Genomic DNA, 18,653 nt, shown 5'->3' on the forward strand with positions numbered 1-18,653 from the left:
GTGCTCAGGCTGCCTTGGCCAGAGGGACGCTGCGCGACTGCAGCTGCCCCAGGTTCAGGCTGGCCGTGAACCAGTGATCGGTACCGGCGATCACGTAGGACTGCACCGGGCCCATGAAGGCGCTCAGCGCCGCCGCATCGAACAGGGGCAGCAGGATCTGCAGTATCTGCGGGTCCATCCAATCGAGCGCGATCTGCTGGCCCCCGGGTATGCGGGCCTGCAACAGGCCGCGCAGATGGCTGCGCAGGAACAGACGCTTGGCCGGGCTGCAGACCAACACGCCCCAGGGCCCCAGGCCGGCGCTGGCCTCGAACAGCAGCCAGTCGGTGAACGCGGACTCCCGCTTGAGATGCACCAGATAGGGGGCGCGACGCTGCAGGTCGGGCTCCAGCGCACCTGGCAGCAGGCAGTCATGGTCGATCACATCGGCCTCGGCCAGCCTGGCCGACAGATCCGGCACGCGGTCGCCCATGACCACCGCAAACACCTGCTGGCTGTCGTCGGCCCACAACTGCGCCTTGTGCTGGGCGGGCGCCAGCGCGGGCAGGGGGATGAGGGTCGGCTCGGTGGTGGTCACGGTGTGGGGTTTGGGCTGCGCAGGACCGGGCTTACTTGGCCAGCGGATCCTTGTTTTCCTTGGGCGCTGCGGGTTCCTTGGGCGCGGCAGGGCTGGCCTGGGCAGCGCTGTTGGCGCTGCCGGCGCCGCCGCCGGAGTTGATCTTGGTCATCGTGCCCTGGATCGTCACGCCCTCCGGGCCCAGCGTGATGAAGGCGCCACCGGCCTTGATGCACAGCTGGGTGCCACCGTCGATGACGATGCCCATGCCCTTGATGTGCAGGGTCGAGGTGGCGGCCATGTTCAGCGCCTGACCGGCCGAGATGTCCAGGCCCTGACCCGCGGTGATGGCCATGGCCGCGGCGCCCTTGAAGGCCACCGCATCGGTGACTTTCAGGTTCAGTGCGCCGGTGACTTCCATGTTCAGGTCGGCGCCAAGCTTGACATGGGTGTCTTCCTTGACGGCGATGGTCGTGACCTTGCCGATGTCCATTGTGAAGTTCTCGCCGATCTTGTGCGCGACGTTCTTGACCACGTCGACCCACAGATCGTTCTTGACGGTGGCGAAGGCGTCGTTCTTGACCAGTTGGTGGTAGTCCTTCTCGGCCTGGAACCAGATGTACTCGCTGTCCTTCTTGTCGTCGAAGCGGAGCTCGTTGGCATTGGTCAGCGCGCCGCCCTTGCTGGACTGGCTCTTGATGCCGCTGACGGTGGCCTGGGTCGGCAGCTCGTAGGGAGGCATATTGTCGCCGTTGTAGACGCGGCCGGTGATCAGGGGGCGGTCGGGGTCGCCTTCGAGGAACTCGACCACCACCTCGTCGCCGATGCGGGGCAGCGCGATCATGCCGAACTGCTTGCTGGCCCAGGGGTGGCTGACCCGTATCCAGCAGGAGGCCTTCTCGTCCTTCTTGCCGATGCGGTCCCAGCGGAACTGGACCTTGACGCGGCCGAACTTGTCGGTATGGATCTCGTCGCCTTTGGGGCCCACCACGGTGGCCGTCTGCGGACCATGGACCCGAGGCCGGGTGGCCGAGGGTTGGGGCTGGAAGGCGGTGGCCTTGGGCACGGCGTCGAAGCGGCAGCTGAAGCCCTGGCTCGTGTCGTCGGCATTGGCCTCGTAGCCGGCGAATTCCAGTTCGTAGTCGGAGCGGGTGACCAGATAGCCACCCTTGTTCGGATGATCCAGCAGATTGAAGGTGTAGCCGGTGGACATATGGCGCCAGGGCGTCAGGCCGGAGGCGATGACATGGCCCGACTCGAAGGCCTCGACGCGCAGCTTGGCCAGACGCTTGGCTTCTTCGACGTTGGCGCTGGTCTTGCCGGCCGTCATCGTCAGGTCGTCATAGCCGCCGGGATAGTCGAATACCTCCAGGTCATTGGGCTTCGGGTAGCCGGGGTCGCGGACGGCATCGCCCTTGATGTCGGCGGTCGGGGCCTCGGGCGAGAAATCGGTGTGGGTGTACTTCAGCGAGCGCAGCGCATGGGTGCGGCTCCAGGCGGTGACGATGTCCTCGCGGGTCTGCTGTTCCTTCTGTTTCAGGCCCCAGGTCAGGTCGCCGCCCTCGATCGGTGCATGGCCGCTGGCGCTGTTGCACAGCACCAGGGTGTGCTTGTCCTTCTCGTGCTTGAAGTAGTAGTAGATGCCTTCTTCTTCCATCAGCCGGCTGACGAAATTGAAGTCGGACTCGCGGTACTGCACCGTGTGGTTGCGCTTGCGGAAAGCGCCGGTCAGCTTCTTCTCGATCTTGGACGAGGAGCCGTATTCGTTGAAAACGAAGTCCAGGATCTCGACCGCCGTCTTGTCCTGGAAGATGCGGCTGTCGGCGCCCAGGGTCAGATGCCACAGCCAGGGCCGCATCTCGACGCGGTAGATGTCGAAGCGGCCGGTCGAGCCGCCCTGCTCGAAGCGGGTGACCACGCCATTGAAGTAGCGGTACTTGCCCTCGGACACCAGCAGCTTGACATTGATGCTCTTGCCCAGCAGGTCGGCGGCGAAGATTGCCGGCGACTTGCTCAGGCGCAGCAGCTCGATGCTGTATTCAGGCAGGCGGCCCAGCTCCTCACGCGCATGCATGCGCCTGAAGAGCAGGGCGTTCTCGCCCAGCGGTGACAGGAACTCGGCTTCATTTGCCATCATGTTCTCCGCGACAGCTCTGGGCGATCAGTGGCCGGCTGTCCTTCATGCAAAACTGTAGGTGAACTCGCCATCGGCCGCGCCCAGCGTGATGCCCTTGAGCTCGTCGCCCTGGCTCATCCGCGTCAGGTACTCGATCGAGACCTTGGGCAGCACGGTGTTGGTGAGTATCGAGTCGATGATGCGCCCGCCGGCCTCGGGGTTGTCACAGCGCTTGATGATCAGGTCCACCGCCGAGTCTTCGTAGACAAAGGGGATGTTGTGGTTGGCCTCGACACGCTTCTTGATGCGGTTCAGCTGCAGGCGGATGATCTTGCCCATCATCTCAGGCGACAGCGGGTAGTAGGGGATGGTTACCAGCCGGCCCAGCAGCGCCGGCGGGAAGATCTTCATCAGCGGCTCCTGCAGCGCGGTGGCCAGCGACTCGGGGTCGGGCAGCAGCTCCGGGTCCTTGCACATATTCATCACCAGCTCGGAGCCGGCGTTGGAAGTGAGCAGGATGATGGTGTTCTTGAAGTCGATCATGCGGCCTTCGCCGTCTTCCATGCGGCCCTTGTCGAAGACCTGGAAGAACAGCTCGTGCACATCGCTGTGCGCCTTCTCCACCTCATCGAGCAGCACCACGCTATACGGCCGGCGGCGCACTGCCTCGGTCAGGATGCCGCCCTCGCCGTAGCCGATATAGCCGGGAGGCGAGCCCTTCAGGGTGGAGACCGTGTGCGCCTCCTGGAACTCGCTCATATTGATGGTGATGACGTTCTGCTCGCCGCCATACAGCGCCTCGGCCAGGGCCAGTGCGGTCTCGGTCTTGCCCACGCCCGAGGTGCCGCAGAGCATGAACACGCCGATCGGCTTGTTCGGGTTGTCCAGCCGCGCACGGGAGGTCTGGATGCGCTTGGCGATCATGTCCAGGCCATGTTGCTGGCCGATCACCCGCTGGCCCAGCGTCTCGCCCAGCTTGAGGATGGACTCCAGCTCGTTCTTGACCATGCGGCCGACCGGGATGCCGGTCCAGTCCGCGACCACACTGGCCACCGCCTGGGCATCGACCGAGGGCATGATCAGCGGCGCATCGCCCTGCAGCTCGGCCAGCTTGGCCTGCTCGACATGCAGCTCGGCCAGCAGTCCTTCGCGGTCGGGGGCGACGGCGGCATCGTTGTCCACCGGCTGGTCCGGGCCGCGCAGCGAGGCGCGCAGGGCCAGGATCTTGTCCACGATGGCCTTCTCTTCCTTCCAGCGGCCTTCCAGGGCCACCAGGCGCTCGCGCTCGCCGGCCAGCTTGGAGGCAACCTCATTGCCGCGCTCGCCGACCAGCACGCCGACCGCCGCCTCACGGGCGACGATGCCTTCCTCGATCTCCAGCGCCTCGATGCGGCGCATGCAGTCCTCGACCTCGGCCGGCGTCGCATGCTGGCTCACGGCCACGCGGGCGCAGGCCGTGTCGAGCAGGCTGACGGCCTTGTCGGGCAGCTGGCGGGCCGGGATGTAGCGATGGCTGAGCTTGACAGCCGCCTCGATGGCCTCGTCCAGCAGCTGTGCGCGGTGGTGCTTTTCCAGCACGGTGGCCACGCCGCGCAGCATCAGCACGGCCTTGGCCTCGTCGGGCTCGGGCACCTGCACGACCTGGAAGCGCCGGGTCAGCGCCGGATCCTTCTCGATGTACTTCTTGTACTCGGCCCAGGTGGTCGCGCCTATGGTGCGCAGATTGCCGCGCGCCAGCGCCGGCTTCAGCAGATTGGCCGCATCGCCGGTGCCGGCCGCGCCGCCGGCGCCGACCAGCGTATGGACCTCGTCGATGAACAGGATGATGGGTTTCGGGCTTGCCTGCACCTCGTCGATGACCTGGCGCAGGCGCTGCTCGAACTCGCCCTTCATGCTGGCACCGGCCTGCAGCAGGCCCAGGTCCAGACTCAGCAGCGAGACCTCCTTCAGCTGGGGCGGCACATCGCCGCGCGCCAGGCGCTGGGCAAAGCCCTCGACGACGGCCGTCTTGCCGACGCCGGCCTCGCCGGTCAGGATGGGGTTGTTCTGGCGGCGGCGCATCAGGATGTCGACGATCTGGCGGATCTCCTCGTCGCGGCCGCTGACCGGGTCCATCTTGCCCTCGCGAGCGCGCTCGGTCATGTCGACGCAGAACTTCTTCAGCGCCTCGCCCTTGCCCATGGCGGCCGGTGCCATGGCACCGCTCTCGCTGCCCGGCTCGCCTGAGCCCATGCCGGTGCCGTCTTGCGCGCCGAGCTTGGCCTCGCCCGTGCCGCCGCAGATCTTGGCGAAGTTCTCGGCCAGGTCATCGCCCTTGACCTTTTCGAACTGCTTGGAAATCGACAGCAGCGCATTGCGCAGGCTGGGGGTCTTCAGCATGCCCAGCACCAGATAGCCCGTGCGCACCTGCGCCTCGCCGAACTGCAGGGTGGCATAGACCCAGGCCCGCTCGATCGCGTTCTCGATGTGCTCGGAGAAATCGGAGATGGCGGTGGAGCCGCGCGGCAGGCGGTCGAGTGCGGTCGTCATGTCCTTGGCCATGGCCGACATATCGAGCTGGTAGTGCCGCATGATGGCGTCCAGATCGGTCTCGTTGTTCTGCACCAGCTGCGCCATCCAGTGCACCAGCTCGACGTAGGGATTGCCACGCATCTTGCAGAACACGGTGGCGCCTTCGATGGCCTTGTAGGCCAGCGGATTGAGTTTGCCGAACAGGGCAACGCGGCTGATTTCGCTCATGGGTGCTTCCTTTGTCAAACTGATGCGGATGGTTGCTTGGCGGTCGGGCGGCGCGCGTGCAGCGTGCGCTCCACATTGATGATCAGGTCGTCGGCATCGGCGGCCCGCTTGTAGCGGCCCAGCCAGGCACTGCGCCCCAGCTCGCCGCTGCGGCCCAGGCTCAGGCTGGGCACATCGGGGCGGGCCAGTATCAGCTTCAGATCCCACTCGAACTCCAGGCCCACCCATTGGCGGACCATGGACTGCAGCTTGGCAAGATCTGACCCTCCGGGCAGGAAGGCATGGTAGCGCGCCAGCTTCAGCGGGCCGATGACGATGCGGAACTTGTGCTGCACGTCCCAGGCGCTGGCGCCCAGCACGGCGCCCTGGCCCACGCCCTGGCTGTCGCGCTTGCGCAAGCGGGTGCGTTCGTCCCGGGCCAGCGGCATCCAGTGGCCGCACCATTGCTCGACCTGCACCTGGGCATCGAACTCCGACTTGCACCAGGCCAGCAGGCCGTCGGCATCGCGCACATGGCGAGCCAGCCGGCCGGTGAAGTGCAGCTTGGCCGCGTCGCCGACGGCGTCGCGGGCCATCAGCGATTCGCTGCCCAGACCGGCGAGCGAGCCGAGGCGGCGGGCAAAGGCGTTGTCGCCGGGGCGGTCCAGGCTCACTACCGGCTGGGCCTGGGCCCAGGCACGGTAGAACAGCAGGCCGAAACGGTGGGTGAAGGTGTCGAGAAAGCGCTGCAGCCCGAGGTCGGCATGGTGCTGGCCGCGGTCGCGGGTCAGCTCGGTCATGTGCGTGGGCAGCGGGCCGTTGGGACCGATCAGGCCGAAGATGCGCTGCATCAGCCGCGGCACGCCCTCGGCCGTGTACTGCAAGGCCTGCAGCGGCGCCGGCGCAAAGGTCTGCTCGGCCGGCTGGCCTATGCGCACCGGCTCGTCGGACGGGCGCACCGCCTCACCGAGGCGCGGCAGGTGGGGGTGGGCGCTCTCGATATGGCGCAGTGTCTGGTAGAAATCGAAGCGGTAAGGCTTCTCCGCCAGGTTCTGCAACCAGACGCCATATTGGGGCTTGGGGTAGTGCGCGGGCTTGTCCATGCTGCCTGCCCTGCGCTACAACACCGGCCGCGCACCGCGCGACGGCTTCCAGCGCATCACCTCGCCGCGGGTCAGAGACACCAGCACCGTCTCGACAAAGCTGTTCATCGAGGCATGGCGCGACAGATAGTGGTGCAGGGCGGCGCCGAACAGAAAGGCACTGCCGCCGGCATGGCCGAGTTCGTCGACGGTCAGCTGCACTTCGATGCCGCGGCCGAAGGCGATCGGGCCCGGCAGCGGGTGGCGGCGCACCACCGGCCGGGTCGTGACCTGCTGCAACGCCTCGATCTGGCGCCGCACGGCGGGGTCGGTGCCCTGCGGAAAGCGGCTCAGCAGATCGCGCAGCGCGGCGGCCGCCTCGCCACCCTCGGTGTCCAGCAGCGACAGATAGTTCAGCGACAGCAGGTTCAGCAGCCGCCAGGCCACGCCGCCCTCGCGCAGCGCGGTGTGCGGCCGCGACGGGCCGGCCACCATGCGCACCGAACTGATGGGCACGCCGGAGTCGAGCGTGAACTCGCCCTGCGCGCCGCTGCCGGGCATGAACACCGGCAGATCGCGGTTGGTGCAGCGGGTCTGCAGCGACATCTGGCGCAGTGATTCGGAGAACGGTGCGTCGTTGGGGTCGACCAGTGAGGCGAACACCTCCGAGCCCACATAGCCCGAGCGCGGCCCGTCGCGCCGCGCCGTCTCCGACATCAGCCTCGGCTCGCGCCAGATCGTGTAGTAGGCGCTCTGGCTGCTGGGCGTGTTCCGGTCGGGTGCGTACAGCGGCAGGAACCGGCGCTCGCCGCCCTCGTCGTCATAGCCCATCATCGATACCACGTCATAGACCTCGTAGTCCAGCGGCGCGGTGCGGTCGGGCACGATATGGAACTCGAAATCGCCCTCGCTGATCTGGATGCGGTCGGCCCGCTTGGGGAACAGATTGATCGCCGGCACGCAGTGCAGGGCGAAGTTCTCCGGCGTCACGGCGCCGTCCAGACCCTGGCCCTGCTGCGAGAACAGGATGATGATCTCGACCGTGTTGCCCGCGGTGGCGGCAAAGGCCTTGCGCAGGCCCGCGATGTCGAGGAACAGAAAGCGTTCGGGGAAGGCGAAATACTCCTGCAGCACCCGGGTGCCGGCAAAGCCGCGCAGGGTCACCGGCAGCATCGCCTCGTCATCGCGGTAGCCCACCGGTGTGATGTTCGACGCCGGCAGGAACTGGCGTGTTGCCGCGCGCCCCGGCGCACCGACCAGCACGCCGACGGCGCTGGACAGGGCCATCTCGTGCAGATGCATGGCGATGTCGGTCTGGCCGCCGAGGTAGAAGCGCAGCGTGTCCAGCTCCAGCTTGTCCACCGTCATGCCGGCGGGCAGTTGCAGGCTGATGCGCACGCCGCTGCGCGGACGCTCGGGAAGGGCATAGGCCGACAGGCCCAGGTCCGACACATTGAGGAAATACTCGGCCGAGATCGTGCTCAGCGGCGTCAGCTGCACGCCTTGCGCGGTGCGGAATTCGCAGCGCGTCTCCGACACGGCCGAGCGCGGGCCGAGCAGCACCGAGTCGCGCGGCAGCAGCTGGCCCTTCAGCAGATTGGCGTCGGGCACCGGCGTGACCTGGGCCACCAGCATGGCTGGAATCGGCGCCAGGAAGTTCGGGTAGATCAGCTCCAGCAGCCGGTGCGAGAAGCGTGGGAACTCGGCGTCCTGCTTCAGCTGCACCCGTGCGGCGAGGAAGGCGCAACCCTCCAGCAGGCGCTCGACATAGGGGTCGCTGACCTCCAGGCCTTCCATCCCCAGGCGTGAAGCGATCTTCGGAAATTCACGGGCGAATTCGCCCCCCAGCTCGCGCAGATAGCGCAATTCCTGGTTGTAGTAGCGAAGGAGGCGGGCGTCCATGGGGGCTAGAGATCAGGGCTTAAGCGCGCAGCTCGCGCAAGCGGGTGCTGCCGGTTTCGACATCGACGTCGGCCGACAGCAGCAGCTCCAGCGGCACTGGCTGGCTCCACATCTGGCCGCGTATCACCAGCTGCATCGTGTTGTGGTGGTTCTGGTGGTCGAACTTGACCTCGACGACCAGGCTGTCCGGGTCGATGCGGGGCTCGAAATTGCGTATCACCTCGGTCACACCGCGCTCGATCGCGGCGGTGTCCATCGACGATAGCGTCACACCGGAGAAGGCAGGCATGCCGTAGTTCAGCACCGAGCGGCGGGCAAAGTCCGCGCCCCGCCAGAGGGCCAGTTCCTCCCGACGCACCGAGGTCGGCTCGGGCTCGGGCCGCGTGGCATTGAACAGCCAGGACAGGTCTCTAAGCACCGCCGCACGCAGCTGCTGGCGCGTCAGGACGCGCGCATCCAGCCCCTCCTGATGCTGTTGTGGCTCGTGGTCGATCAGCCTGTCCAGCAAAGAGGGCTGCAGCCGGTCGCGTGAGTTCAGCTCGGCCATTGCGGCGTCAGGCCTCCGGCTCGCCGCCGGATTCCAGCTCAATCAATCGCACACTGAGCATGTCGTGTTCGCCCAGGTCGGTGACCAGCACCCGTTGGCCCAGACCGGCGAAACGCTCGTTGCCCAGGTCGCGCCATTCGGTCTTGCGGGCCATCAGGATCTGAGGGTCAGCGCTTGACTGCGAATCGGGGTAGCGGGTCGGGATCATGGCGATGGCCTCGCCGCCATTGCTGAACGAGATCTGCGCCGGCAGCCAGACATGGTCGCGCAGATCGGTCGGCGCATCGATCGAAACGCGCGACAGGCGGCTGAACGGAATCCAGTAGTACTTGCCGTTGACCATGGCCTCCAGCACCGGGCCCAGGCGCGAGTCGGCGTCGGCAATCCACTCGAACGGCTCGCCATTGAGCTGGCCCCTGGTGGCAGGGGCGGCTTCGAAGGCGCGGTCGGCCAGCTGAGCGGACATCTCGGGCGTACCCTGGCCCGATTGCAGCAGCGACTCGATCAGCAGCGCCAGCCACTCATCGGGCTGGCCGAACACCATCGGCGAGCGCCGGCCGGCGAACACGGCGGCGCGTATCAGTTCGCAGCGCAGCGCATGGCCGACCATCTCGCGCATCGGACCGGTGCTCGAGTCCATGTCGGCGACGACATTGAGCTGCGTGTGGGCGCGTTCCCACTGGCCCAGCACGCACAGCAGCTGGGCCATGAAGATGCGCAGCTGCGGTTTGGCCGGTGCGGCCTTGACGGCGGACGTCAGGTGCACCAGGGCCTGCTTGGGGTCTCCGGCGCGGACGGCGGCTTCGGCTGCGGCAAGGGCTTCGGTCATGGTAAGGGGTGCTCGAGGGCTGTGTTGAGATCAGAAACCATGGCCGCAGTCGGTGCAGAAGCGCGCCTGGCGAAGCTGCATCGTGCCGCAGCCAGGGCAGCTCTTGTGGGTGCTGGCCATGTCGAAACCGCATTCGGCGCAGAAACGTGCGCCGGCATGTCCGGTGCCGCAGTTCGGGCAGGTGAAACGGGCCCCCTCGCGCGCCTGGCTGGCCGCCTGCTCCTCGTTGCGATGGGCCTGGCGACGGCTTTGCTCCAGGCAGGGCAGGCACATCTCGTCATTGGGGCTGAAGCAGTCGGCGCAGGCCGCCTGCTTGCATTCCTGGCAGACGCTGAACAGCGAGGCCGCCTGCGCCTGAGCCTCGGCCAGGGCCTTGTCCCGGGCGCCGCGCGAGCCGACCTCGGCCGCCCCGGTGGTGGCGCGCACACTGGTACGCATATCGGAGAACAGATAGGAAAAGCGCGCCAGAAAGCCCGACAGCTGGCCCATGCGGTGAGCCTTGAACGGGCTCTTCCATTTGCGCGAACAATGGGCGCAAAAGAACTCGAACTGGAAGCCCGCGGAGATGTCGCTGCCGGTCTTGCTCAGGTCGCGGTAGTTTTCTAATCCCATGTTGTTGGCGTCTGCGTTGTGGTGTGCGTTCTGGCCGGTTTCGCGTGGAGGGCTTTCACGCCCCCTTGCCCTTGGCTTCGCCCTCGACCGGCTTGGCCTTGGGCTGGCCGGCCCGTTTCTTCATCTCTTCCCACAGCTTTTCCAGAGCAGGCAGTTCGAACTTGCCGGCCAGATCGAGGATCTCGCTCTCCTTGGTGCCGGTGGGCGTGGTGGACGAGCCGGCCGGTCGGCTCATGCTCACCGTCAACTTGCCGCGCTGCACGGAGGGCAGGTAGTGAAAGGCAACGTCCGAGTACTCGAACACCCACTTTTCGTCGATATCGCCGCTGGCCTTGTCGTTCTTGCCGTCGATCTTGCAGTCGATCACACGCACCCGGTTGAGTTCGATCTCGACCTCGAACTCGGCCTGCGACGATTCCTCCATCGAAATCACCGCATACAGCAACTCTCCCGAGGTCATGGCACTCATCAAGGCGGTGCTGGAGCGGTCCATGCGCTTGCTGAAGGAGAACACCGAGGGCACGGTGCGCGTCTCCTCCTGGTCAATCGGCTGGAAGCGGTCACCGACGAGATGGGCGTCATTGGTGCGGGGGCGCGGCGTGGTGCCCTTGTCCTTCTTGACCGTCTCGGTGGCCACCGACCAGGTCCAGTCGTCAATCTCGATCTGGCGCTCGAAGCCCTCGGCCTCGGATTCGCCGTCGATTGCGCGCGATCCCGTGCCGGTCAGCTTCATGAAGAGTTTTGCACTGTCTGCCATGCTGTGACTTCTCGCTGGGCAATAGTAGGGGGGGCTGTGAGTCGCGCGGCGGTCGTGGTCAGGAACTCACCGAAGGCTGTTCGAGGTCGAAGGTGGTCGGCGCGCCACGTGCGCCGCGACGCTGCTCGATCGGGTGATAAATCACCTTGAGCTTGCGAAACGACAGCGACACATCTTCCTTCAAGGCCATGGACTTGCCCGCCTCGGAGGCATTCAGCTTCACCTCTTCGACATAGCCGTCGGAAAACACCATCTCCATCACCGGCTTGGGCTTCTGGTTGGAGGTCTTCAGCACCATGCTGAGAAAGGTCAGGCGCGCCGTGGTGAAGGGCTTGCGCGATTCGGCGAAGAGGCAGAGGTTGGTGGTGCTCTTGTCGAAGTATTTGGACAGCGTGACCTCCTGGGGCCGCACTTCCACGCTGACCTTGTCGCGCCCCTTCTCGGTGTGCTTGGCCTTCATGCCCCAGGAGAAGGACTCGATCTCGATCTGGCCGACATAGTCTTCGGTGGTGCCCTCGCCCGCAATGAGCTTGTTGTCCACGTAGAGCTTCAGGAAGATCATTGTTGCGGACATGGCGACCTACCAGACAAAAGAGTGAGCCCGGCGAGGACCAGGCATATGCAGAGCGCGTTACACCGCCTCGCCGTCTTTCAGCCGGTTGTGAGTATCCGGCTGAGCGTGGGCGACAAGGCGGCGAAACACCCGTGCGGCGCCGGGGAGCGCCGCTCAGGTTTGGCTTACTTCCAGTCGTTCTGAATGGAGGTTGCCAGATTCATCCGCGCGATATTCCAGTTGAAGTCGGTCGGCGCCTCCAGGGTGCCGTCGTTCTTCTGCGGCTTGTAGCCGACAGCGATCTCCTTGAACACCATTTCGACGTCCTGGTTGACCGAGCCGTCCTCGCCGCCCTTGCTGGAGACCTTGGTGATGAAGACTTCCTTCATCTTGATCTGGAAGTACTGGGACGGCAGGCCGCCCTTGTCTCCGGTCTGTTTGAGCATGTCGATGACGACCTCCGCAAAGTGCTGGCCGCCAACGATCTTGCCCATGATCACGGGCGAAGACAGGTCGTAGAAATGCGAGAACGACAGGGTGCCCGGTGTCGGCTTGCCCACGGCAGCGCCGCCGCCCTTGGTGAAGCTGGTCTCGGCCTCGATGTCCCAGCTCCAGTCGCCGATTTCGATCCAGCCCTGCTTGCCGTCGCGATTGCTCTGGAAGGACTCGCCTTCCTTGATACCGTCGAACTTGATGAAACTATTGCCCGGCATGATTCAGCTCCTTAAATGGTCAGCGCGCACTTGGGCGCGTCGGTGGTCATCTCGGCGATGTTCCAGGCGAACACGACGGTCGCGCCCAGTTTGCCGTCATTGGTCTGGCGCTTGTAGCCGAACTTGACCGACTTGAAGACCATTTCGACGTCTTGATTGACGGCGCCGTCCTCGCCGCCCTTGCTGGAGACCTTGGTGATGAACACCTCGGCGGCCACCATCTGGAAATAGATCTCCGGTGTGCCGCTGCCGGTCTGTTTGCACATATCTATCTGCGCGGTCTTGAAGTGCGTGCCCTGCACGATCATCTTCATGATCACCGGCGACGACTTGTCGTAGTAGTGCGAGAAGGACAGGGTGCCCGGGGTGGGTTTGCCCACGGCAGCGCCCGTGCCCTTGAGGAAGCTGGTCTCGGCCTCGATGTCCCAGCTCCAGTCGCCGATCTCGATCCAACCGTCCTTGCCGGTATGGCCCTTTTGTAGCGACTCACCGGGGATGGTCCCGGAATCAGCCGTGAACTTGATGAATGCATTACCTGGCATGCTGACTCTCCAATACTGGTTTCAGGGAATGAAGAAGGCGCCTCAGGATTTCTCCGAAGGCAGCTTGGAAACCAGACGAAGCGAAACCGAGAGGCCTTCGAGCTGGTAGTGGGGTTTGAGGAAGAACTTGGACTGGTAATAGCCCGGCGCTCCCTCCACTTCTTCCACAACGACTTCTGCTGCGGCCAAGGGTCTTTGTGCCTTGGTCTGCTCGGTCGAGTTGGCGGGGTCGCCATCGACGTAATTCAGAATCCAGTCGTTCAGCCAGCGCTCCATCGCGTCGCGGGTCTTGAACGAGCCGACCTTGTCGCGCACCATGCACTTCAGGTAGTGGGCAAAACGGTTGCAGGCGAACAGATAGGGCAGACGGGCCGCCAGCGCCGCATTGGCGGTGGCATCGGGGTCGTCATACTCGGTCGGCTTCTGCAGCGACTGGGCGCCGATGAAGGCGGCGAAGTCGGAGTTCTTGCGGTGGATCATCGCCAGGAAGCCGTTCTTGGACAGCTCGGCTTCACGGCGGTCCGAGATCGCGATCTCGGTCGGGCACTTCATGTCCACGCCGCCATCATCGGTCGGGAAGGTGTGGGTGGGCAGGTTCTCGACCGCGCCGCCGGACTCGACGCCACGGATGCGCGAGCACCAGCCGTACTCCTTGAACGAGCGGTTGATGTTGGTGGCCATCGCATAGGCGGCGTTGCACCAGCTGTACTTGTCGTGATCGGCGCCGGCCGTGTCTTCCTCGAAGTTGAAGGCGTCCACCGGGCTGGTCTTGGGACCATAGGGGATGCGGCCCAGGAAGCGCGGCATGCACAGCGCCAGATAGCGTGCGTCGTCGGACTCGCGCAGCGAGCGCCAGGCGGCGTACTCGGGCGTGGTGAAGATCTTGGTCAGGTCGCGCGGGTTGGCGAGTTCGCCCCAGGACTCCATCTGCATCACCGTCGGTGCGGCACCGGTGATGAAGGGGGCATGGGCCGAGGCGGCGATCTTGGACATCTCGCCCAGCAGCTCGACATCGGGCGGCGAATGGTCGAAGTGGTAGTCACCGACCAGGGCGCCGAAGGGCTCGCCGCCGAACTGGCCGTACTCTTCCTCGTACAGCTTCTTGAACAGCGGCGACTGATCCCAGGCCGTGCCCTTGTAGCGCTTCAGCGTCTTGCCCAGGTCCTGCTTGGAGATGGACATCACGCGGATCTTCAGCTGCTCATCGGTCTCGGTGTTGTTGACCATATAGTGCAGGCCGCGCCAGGCCGATTCCAGCTTCTGGAAGTCGGCATGGTGCAGTATCAGATTGACCTGCTCGGACAGCTTCTTGTCCAGCGCGGCGATCATCGCCTCGATGCTGGCCACCGTGTCGGTGCTGATCAGCTTGACGTTGGCCAGCGCCTGCTGAGCCAGCGTCTGCACGGCCGCCTCGACGGCCGACTTGGCCTCGTCCGACTTGGGCTTGAATTCCTTGTTCAGCAACGAGGCGAAGTCGTTGCCCTCAACGGTGACGCCGGCAAATGCCGCCGCTTGTTGTTCCAGTTCAGCCATTGTGTGTGCTCCGGATATCAGGTCTAGGGGTCAGGAGTTGCCTTCGGGCTTGCCCGCGGCGGTCAGGGATTGCAGCAGCGCCGGGTCATTCAGCACCTTGGCGATCAGCTCTTCCGCGCCTCCCTTGCCATCCATATAGGTGACCAGATTGGACAGTTGCTGGCGTGCATCCAGCAGCTTGTTCAGGCCCTCGACCTTGGCCGCGATGGCCGCCGGCGAGAAGTCATCCATGTTCTCGAAGCTCAGGTCCACCGACAGATTGCCCTCGCCGGTCAGGGTGTTGGGCACCTGGAAGGCAACGCGCGGCTTCATGGCCTTCATCCGGGTGTCGAAGTTGTCGACATCGAACTCGAGGAATTTGCGGTCCGCCACCGGAGGCAGGGGCTCCTCGGGCTTGCCGGCCAGATCGGCCATCACGCCCATCACAAAGGGCAACTGCACCTTTTTCTCGGCGCCATACAACTCCACGTCATATTCAATTTGGACGCGCGGTGCCCGGTTGCGAGCGATGAATTTCTGGCTGCTGCCCATATGAGATCTCCAATAGATCGAAAAACAAAGAAACCGATAAGCCTTTGGTCAACCTGGCGCCCGGCGCAGATACTGGTGTGCGACAAGGTGAGGTAGAGACAGGCTTATATCTTGTGACTTTCAATAGTATTTGCCGCTTGATCTTTCAGTTTACGGCGCATGCAACAAACATGGATGTCAGTAGGAACCCGAATCGTCGCGACCTATGGAATCGGGGTCCACGCCCATGATGCGGGCCACCTCGGCCATCGCGTCGGGCGCCAGATCGCGCACCAGTTGCAGGAAGTTCTTTTCGATCAGCCGTTCGGCCCGCCGCAGCAGCAGCTGGGCCGGGTTGGTGGGCTCGCTGCGCTCCAGATAGGCGCAGACCAGATTGATGGCCTTGATGGCGTCCTGGCGACTCTCGATGCTCATCGGCCCGCCGCCGCCGCGGCGACTCGGCCGCAGTGTGCCGTCGTCGGAAGTGCCGGCCTGGCCGTCATCGTCGTCGCCCCCCGCATCGGGGTCGGGCAGCAGCGACTCGATCGCCTCCAGCATGCCCCTGAGCGCCTTCACATCGACCGCATTCTCGATGCCGAACTTGTCGTTCATCAGCCGCTGCAGAGCCAGTACTTGCTGGCGGCCTTCTTCGCAGGTGCTGCGCAGGCGCGCCGCCAAGTCGGGCATGTCGCCCAGCATGCCCTGGATCTGGCCGGACGTCGGCGGTGACTCGTCGGGGCGGGCGGCCAGGCGATCGAGTGCGATCTCCACATCGCGTGTACGCAATCCGCCCATGCGGCGGTCATTGATCAGCAGGGCCTGACGCACATCGCCGAGCAGGCCGTCGAGCTTGTCGATCGAGCCGAGCGTGCTGATGCGGGCAAAGGCATCGCCGTCATCGGGGTCCAGGCCGGGATGCAGGCCATCCCAGAAACGATCGAGCAGGCCATGCATCAGGCGCAGGCCTTCAGGCAAAGCTTCCAGGCCATCGAGATTGATCTTGGCGCGGGCCCAGCTCAGGGCCACGCGCAGGTCGCGGCTGCGGCCCAACAGGTCTTCTGCCAGGCCCCGTGCCTCGGGCCAGCTGGGGGGCTGGGCAGCGGCGAACTGGGTCTCGGGTTTGCCGGCGACAGCCTGGTCTAGTTCCAGAAAGCTGGGGTCGTATTCAAGGTCTTCCCCGCACGCGTTGCCGTCCAGCGGCTCAAGCCAACCGTCCACCGGTTGACCTTGCGTCACGGAAGCGTCTGAATCACCAGCCATTGCGTCGTACCTGTTTGAAGTTTTTTTCGACTCGGAGACAGCCGGACCACTGCGCAAAATGTCGAGCCAAAACTTGCGCGGGGCCTGCTTCTGCGGGGCAATGTAACACCGGCCCATGACAACTCATAGCGGGATTTGCATCGTTCGCCCCCCCAGTTTCGAGTGCTTTTCGCTGCTACGGTGCGCATGGCGTATCAGGCCGGTATCAATTCACCATCGAACTCGGCCGGCGGTCGTTCTTTGCTCGACGGCGGTGCGTTCCGCAAGCGTGGCGAGCGTGCTGAAGTTCTCGTCATAAAGGGGGTGACGCACGAATGGGGGATATGTTTGAATCGGCGTCCCGGCTAGCATGCGGCAGCAGTTGGCTGGCTGGATCTGGCCGGCGACTGTGGGGCTTGCTCGATTCGACACCAGGTCCGCCTCGGGTTCATACCGAAGACCCGGTGTGCGTATTTGTCGCTACGCTCGCCCCACAGCCATCAACCCAGGGCATCCCGATGAAGCTGCAAGCCGTTCGCCTTCTTTCCCACAGTCTCTTGGTGCTTGGTTTGAGCGCGGCATTGCCGTCGCTGGCCCAGGGCGCGGCGCCGCGCGTGCAGGTCACGGCCTTCGCCGTCACCGGCAACACCCTGCTGCCTCAGTCCAGGCTGGATGCGGTGCTGCAGCCCTTCAAGGGGGAGCGCACGCTGGACGAACTGAAGCAGGCGGCACTGGCGGTGCAGGAGTTGTACCGCCAGGCTGGCTATGGCGCGGTGATCGCCTATGTGCCCGAGCAGACCGCCGGGGCAGGCACCGCCACTATCGCCGTGCTGGAGGGGCGCATCACCCGCATCGATGTGGGTGGCAACAAGCAGTTCAGCGAGGCCAATATCCTGCGCAGCCTGCCCCTGCTGGCCAAGGGTCAGACGCCCCAGGTGCAGCGCATCGATGCGCAGATCCAGCTGGCCAACGAGAACCCGGCCAAGCAGGTCGCCGTCTCGCTGGAGGCCGGCCAGCGCCAGGGCGAAGTCGATGCCCATATCACCGTCACCGAACAGAATGCGCAGCGCTGGACGCTGGCGCTGGACAACACCGGCAACGCCAGCACCGGCCGGCTGCGTGCCAATCTGGGCTACCAGCATGGTGCGCTGTGGGATCTGGACCACCAGCTCTCGCTGCAGTTCCAGTTCGCACCCGAGAAGCTCTCATCGGTGGCCGTGTTCAGCGCCAGCTACCGCGTGCCCTTTTATGCGCAAGGCATGACGCTGGATGGCTATGCAGCGCACTCCAATGTCGACGGCGGCAGCACCGGCACGGCAGCCGGGCCGCTGCAGTTCAGCGGCAAGGGCCAGATCTATGGCATGCGGCTGAGCAAGTACCTGCCGCGCATGGGCGAGGTGGACCATCGCCTGATCCTGGGTCTGGACCAGCGGGCCTACATCAACGACTGCAGCATCGCCGGCCTGCCCGCGGGCGCCTGCGGCACCGCCGGCGAGAGCATCACCGTGCACCCGCTGTCGCTGGAATACACCTTGCAAAAGCAGGGCGACACCTCGATGGGCGCCAACCTCTCGCTGATCCACAATCTCGGCCTGGGCGGACGCTACGGCAGCGACGCCAACTTCGAGGCCGTGCGCGTCGGGGCCAAGCGGCGCTACACCAGCCTGCGGATGAACCTGTTCGGCGGCATGGCGCTGCCGCAGCAATGGGCCCTGCAAGGGCGGCTCAACAGCCAGTACAGCGGTGACGCCCTGGTCTCGGGCGAGCAGTTTGGCCTGGGCGGCGCCAACTCGGTGCGCGGCTACGAGGAGCGCGAGATCCTCGGCGACAGCGGCCTGTCGGCCAGCATCGAGCTCTATGCCCCCGATATGGCCAAGCGCTTCAGCGACAGCTTGGGGCAACTGCGAGCGCTGGCCTTCGTCGATGGCGGCAAGGTCAGAAACCAGCGCGGCATGCCCTGCCGCAATGTCCAGGTGTCCTGCGGTCTGGCCTCGGTGGGCATGGGCCTGAGGCTGGGTGCCGGACCGTTGCAGGTTCGGCTCGACATGGCCCAGGCCCTGCGCGCCGGGGCACGCACCGAACGTAACGATGTGGGCTTCCACTTCCAGGCGAACTACAGTTTTATATGAATGAGCCCGTGGGCGAGGCGGCTGCGTTGAGCGCTGCGTCACCGGCCCAGACCCGAATTTCGAGAGGCAGTCCATCATGAGCCAGTCCAGTCAAACTCTTTGTGCCGCCACCCGCAACCTCGGCGCGCGTCGCATCACTCCACGCCGTCTGGCGGCCGCACTCGCGACGGGTTCCCTGCTGACGCTGGCGGTATGGCCGGGCATGGCGCAGGCGCAGGCACTGCCCAGCGGCCTGAGCGTGGTGCAGGGCAGGGCCCAGGTCAACACCGTCGGCAACAGCATGACGGTGACCAACTCGAATGGGGCGATCCTGAA

17 protein-coding genes are annotated in these 18,653 nt (G+C 65.1%); 2 read left to right on the plus strand and 15 right to left on the minus strand.

Features of this window, described 5'->3' with window-relative positions:
• Positions 1–4: 4 nt before the first annotated feature.
• From DES47_RS21795 to DES47_RS21865, 15 genes are all read right to left on the minus strand, one after another.
• Complete coding sequence (locus DES47_RS21795) at positions 5–577, minus strand: DUF4123 domain-containing protein (RefSeq protein WP_133702868.1); 573 nt, start codon at positions 575–577, stop codon at positions 5–7.
• Between the two features lie 31 nt (positions 578–608).
• The gene (locus DES47_RS21800; protein WP_166652115.1) at positions 609–2,690 is read right to left on the minus strand and encodes a type VI secretion system Vgr family protein; all 2,082 of its coding nucleotides are present in this window, start codon (positions 2,688–2,690) and stop codon (positions 609–611) included.
• 45 nt (positions 2,691–2,735) lie between these two features.
• Positions 2,736–5,411 carry a type VI secretion system ATPase TssH gene (gene tssH, locus DES47_RS21805; protein ID WP_133702870.1) on the minus strand — a complete coding sequence of 892 codons (2,676 nt, stop codon included), beginning with the start codon at positions 5,409–5,411 and terminating at the stop codon, positions 2,736–2,738.
• 14 nt (positions 5,412–5,425) lie between these two features.
• The gene (gene tssG, locus DES47_RS21810; protein ID WP_133702871.1) at positions 5,426–6,493 is read right to left on the minus strand and encodes a type VI secretion system baseplate subunit TssG; all 1,068 of its coding nucleotides are present in this window, start codon (positions 6,491–6,493) and stop codon (positions 5,426–5,428) included.
• A 15-nt stretch (positions 6,494–6,508) separates the two neighbouring features.
• Complete coding sequence (gene tssF / locus DES47_RS21815) at positions 6,509–8,374, minus strand: type VI secretion system baseplate subunit TssF (protein WP_133702872.1); 1,866 nt, start codon at positions 8,372–8,374, stop codon at positions 6,509–6,511.
• A gap of 19 nt (positions 8,375–8,393) precedes the next feature.
• Positions 8,394–8,921 (minus strand): type VI secretion system baseplate subunit TssE, encoded by a 528-nt coding sequence (tssE, locus tag DES47_RS21820; protein WP_133702873.1) that lies wholly within the window; start codon positions 8,919–8,921, stop codon positions 8,394–8,396.
• Between the two features lie 7 nt (positions 8,922–8,928).
• Complete coding sequence (locus DES47_RS21825) at positions 8,929–9,750, minus strand: type VI secretion system accessory protein TagJ (protein WP_133702874.1); 822 nt, start codon at positions 9,748–9,750, stop codon at positions 8,929–8,931.
• 30 nt (positions 9,751–9,780) lie between these two features.
• Complete coding sequence (locus DES47_RS21830; protein WP_133702875.1) at positions 9,781–10,362, minus strand: double zinc ribbon domain-containing protein; 582 nt, start codon at positions 10,360–10,362, stop codon at positions 9,781–9,783.
• Positions 10,363–10,417: 55 nt separating this feature from the next.
• Positions 10,418–11,119: a type VI secretion system tube protein Hcp gene (locus DES47_RS21835; RefSeq protein ID WP_133702876.1), complete on the minus strand. Its 702-nt coding sequence runs from the start codon at positions 11,117–11,119 to the stop codon at positions 10,418–10,420.
• A gap of 58 nt (positions 11,120–11,177) precedes the next feature.
• Positions 11,178–11,693, minus strand: a complete 516-nt coding sequence (locus DES47_RS21840) for a type VI secretion system tube protein Hcp (RefSeq protein ID WP_133702877.1) — start codon at positions 11,691–11,693, stop codon at positions 11,178–11,180.
• 164 nt (positions 11,694–11,857) lie between these two features.
• Positions 11,858–12,385 carry an Hcp family type VI secretion system effector gene (locus tag DES47_RS21845; protein ID WP_133702878.1) on the minus strand — a complete coding sequence of 176 codons (528 nt, stop codon included), beginning with the start codon at positions 12,383–12,385 and terminating at the stop codon, positions 11,858–11,860.
• 11 nt (positions 12,386–12,396) lie between these two features.
• A complete protein-coding gene (locus DES47_RS21850; protein ID WP_133702879.1) occupies positions 12,397–12,927 on the minus strand; it encodes an Hcp family type VI secretion system effector in 531 nt (176 codons plus the stop codon).
• Between the two features lie 42 nt (positions 12,928–12,969).
• Positions 12,970–14,460, minus strand: coding sequence for a type VI secretion system contractile sheath large subunit (gene tssC / locus DES47_RS21855; protein ID WP_133702880.1), 1,491 nt, complete (start codon positions 14,458–14,460; stop codon positions 12,970–12,972).
• A gap of 30 nt (positions 14,461–14,490) precedes the next feature.
• Positions 14,491–14,991 (minus strand): type VI secretion system contractile sheath small subunit, encoded by a 501-nt coding sequence (gene tssB, locus DES47_RS21860; protein WP_133702881.1) that lies wholly within the window; start codon positions 14,989–14,991, stop codon positions 14,491–14,493.
• A 177-nt stretch (positions 14,992–15,168) separates the two neighbouring features.
• Complete coding sequence (locus tag DES47_RS21865; protein WP_166652116.1) at positions 15,169–16,206, minus strand: type VI secretion system protein TssA; 1,038 nt, start codon at positions 16,204–16,206, stop codon at positions 15,169–15,171.
• A 572-nt stretch (positions 16,207–16,778) separates the two neighbouring features.
• Here DES47_RS21865 and DES47_RS21870 point away from each other — a divergent pair.
• On the plus strand, positions 16,779–18,338 hold the full coding sequence (locus DES47_RS21870; RefSeq protein ID WP_208115082.1) for a ShlB/FhaC/HecB family hemolysin secretion/activation protein: 1,560 nt from the start codon (positions 16,779–16,781) through the stop codon (positions 18,336–18,338).
• Positions 18,339–18,414: 76 nt separating this feature from the next.
• The coding region (locus DES47_RS21875; RefSeq protein ID WP_133702884.1) for a hypothetical protein at positions 18,415–18,653 on the plus strand (239 nt) is incomplete at its 3' end.

Origin of the sequence: Roseateles toxinivorans (genome assembly GCF_004362525.1) — a bacterium.
Classification (GTDB): domain Bacteria; phylum Pseudomonadota; class Gammaproteobacteria; order Burkholderiales; family Burkholderiaceae_C; genus Paucibacter; species Paucibacter toxinivorans.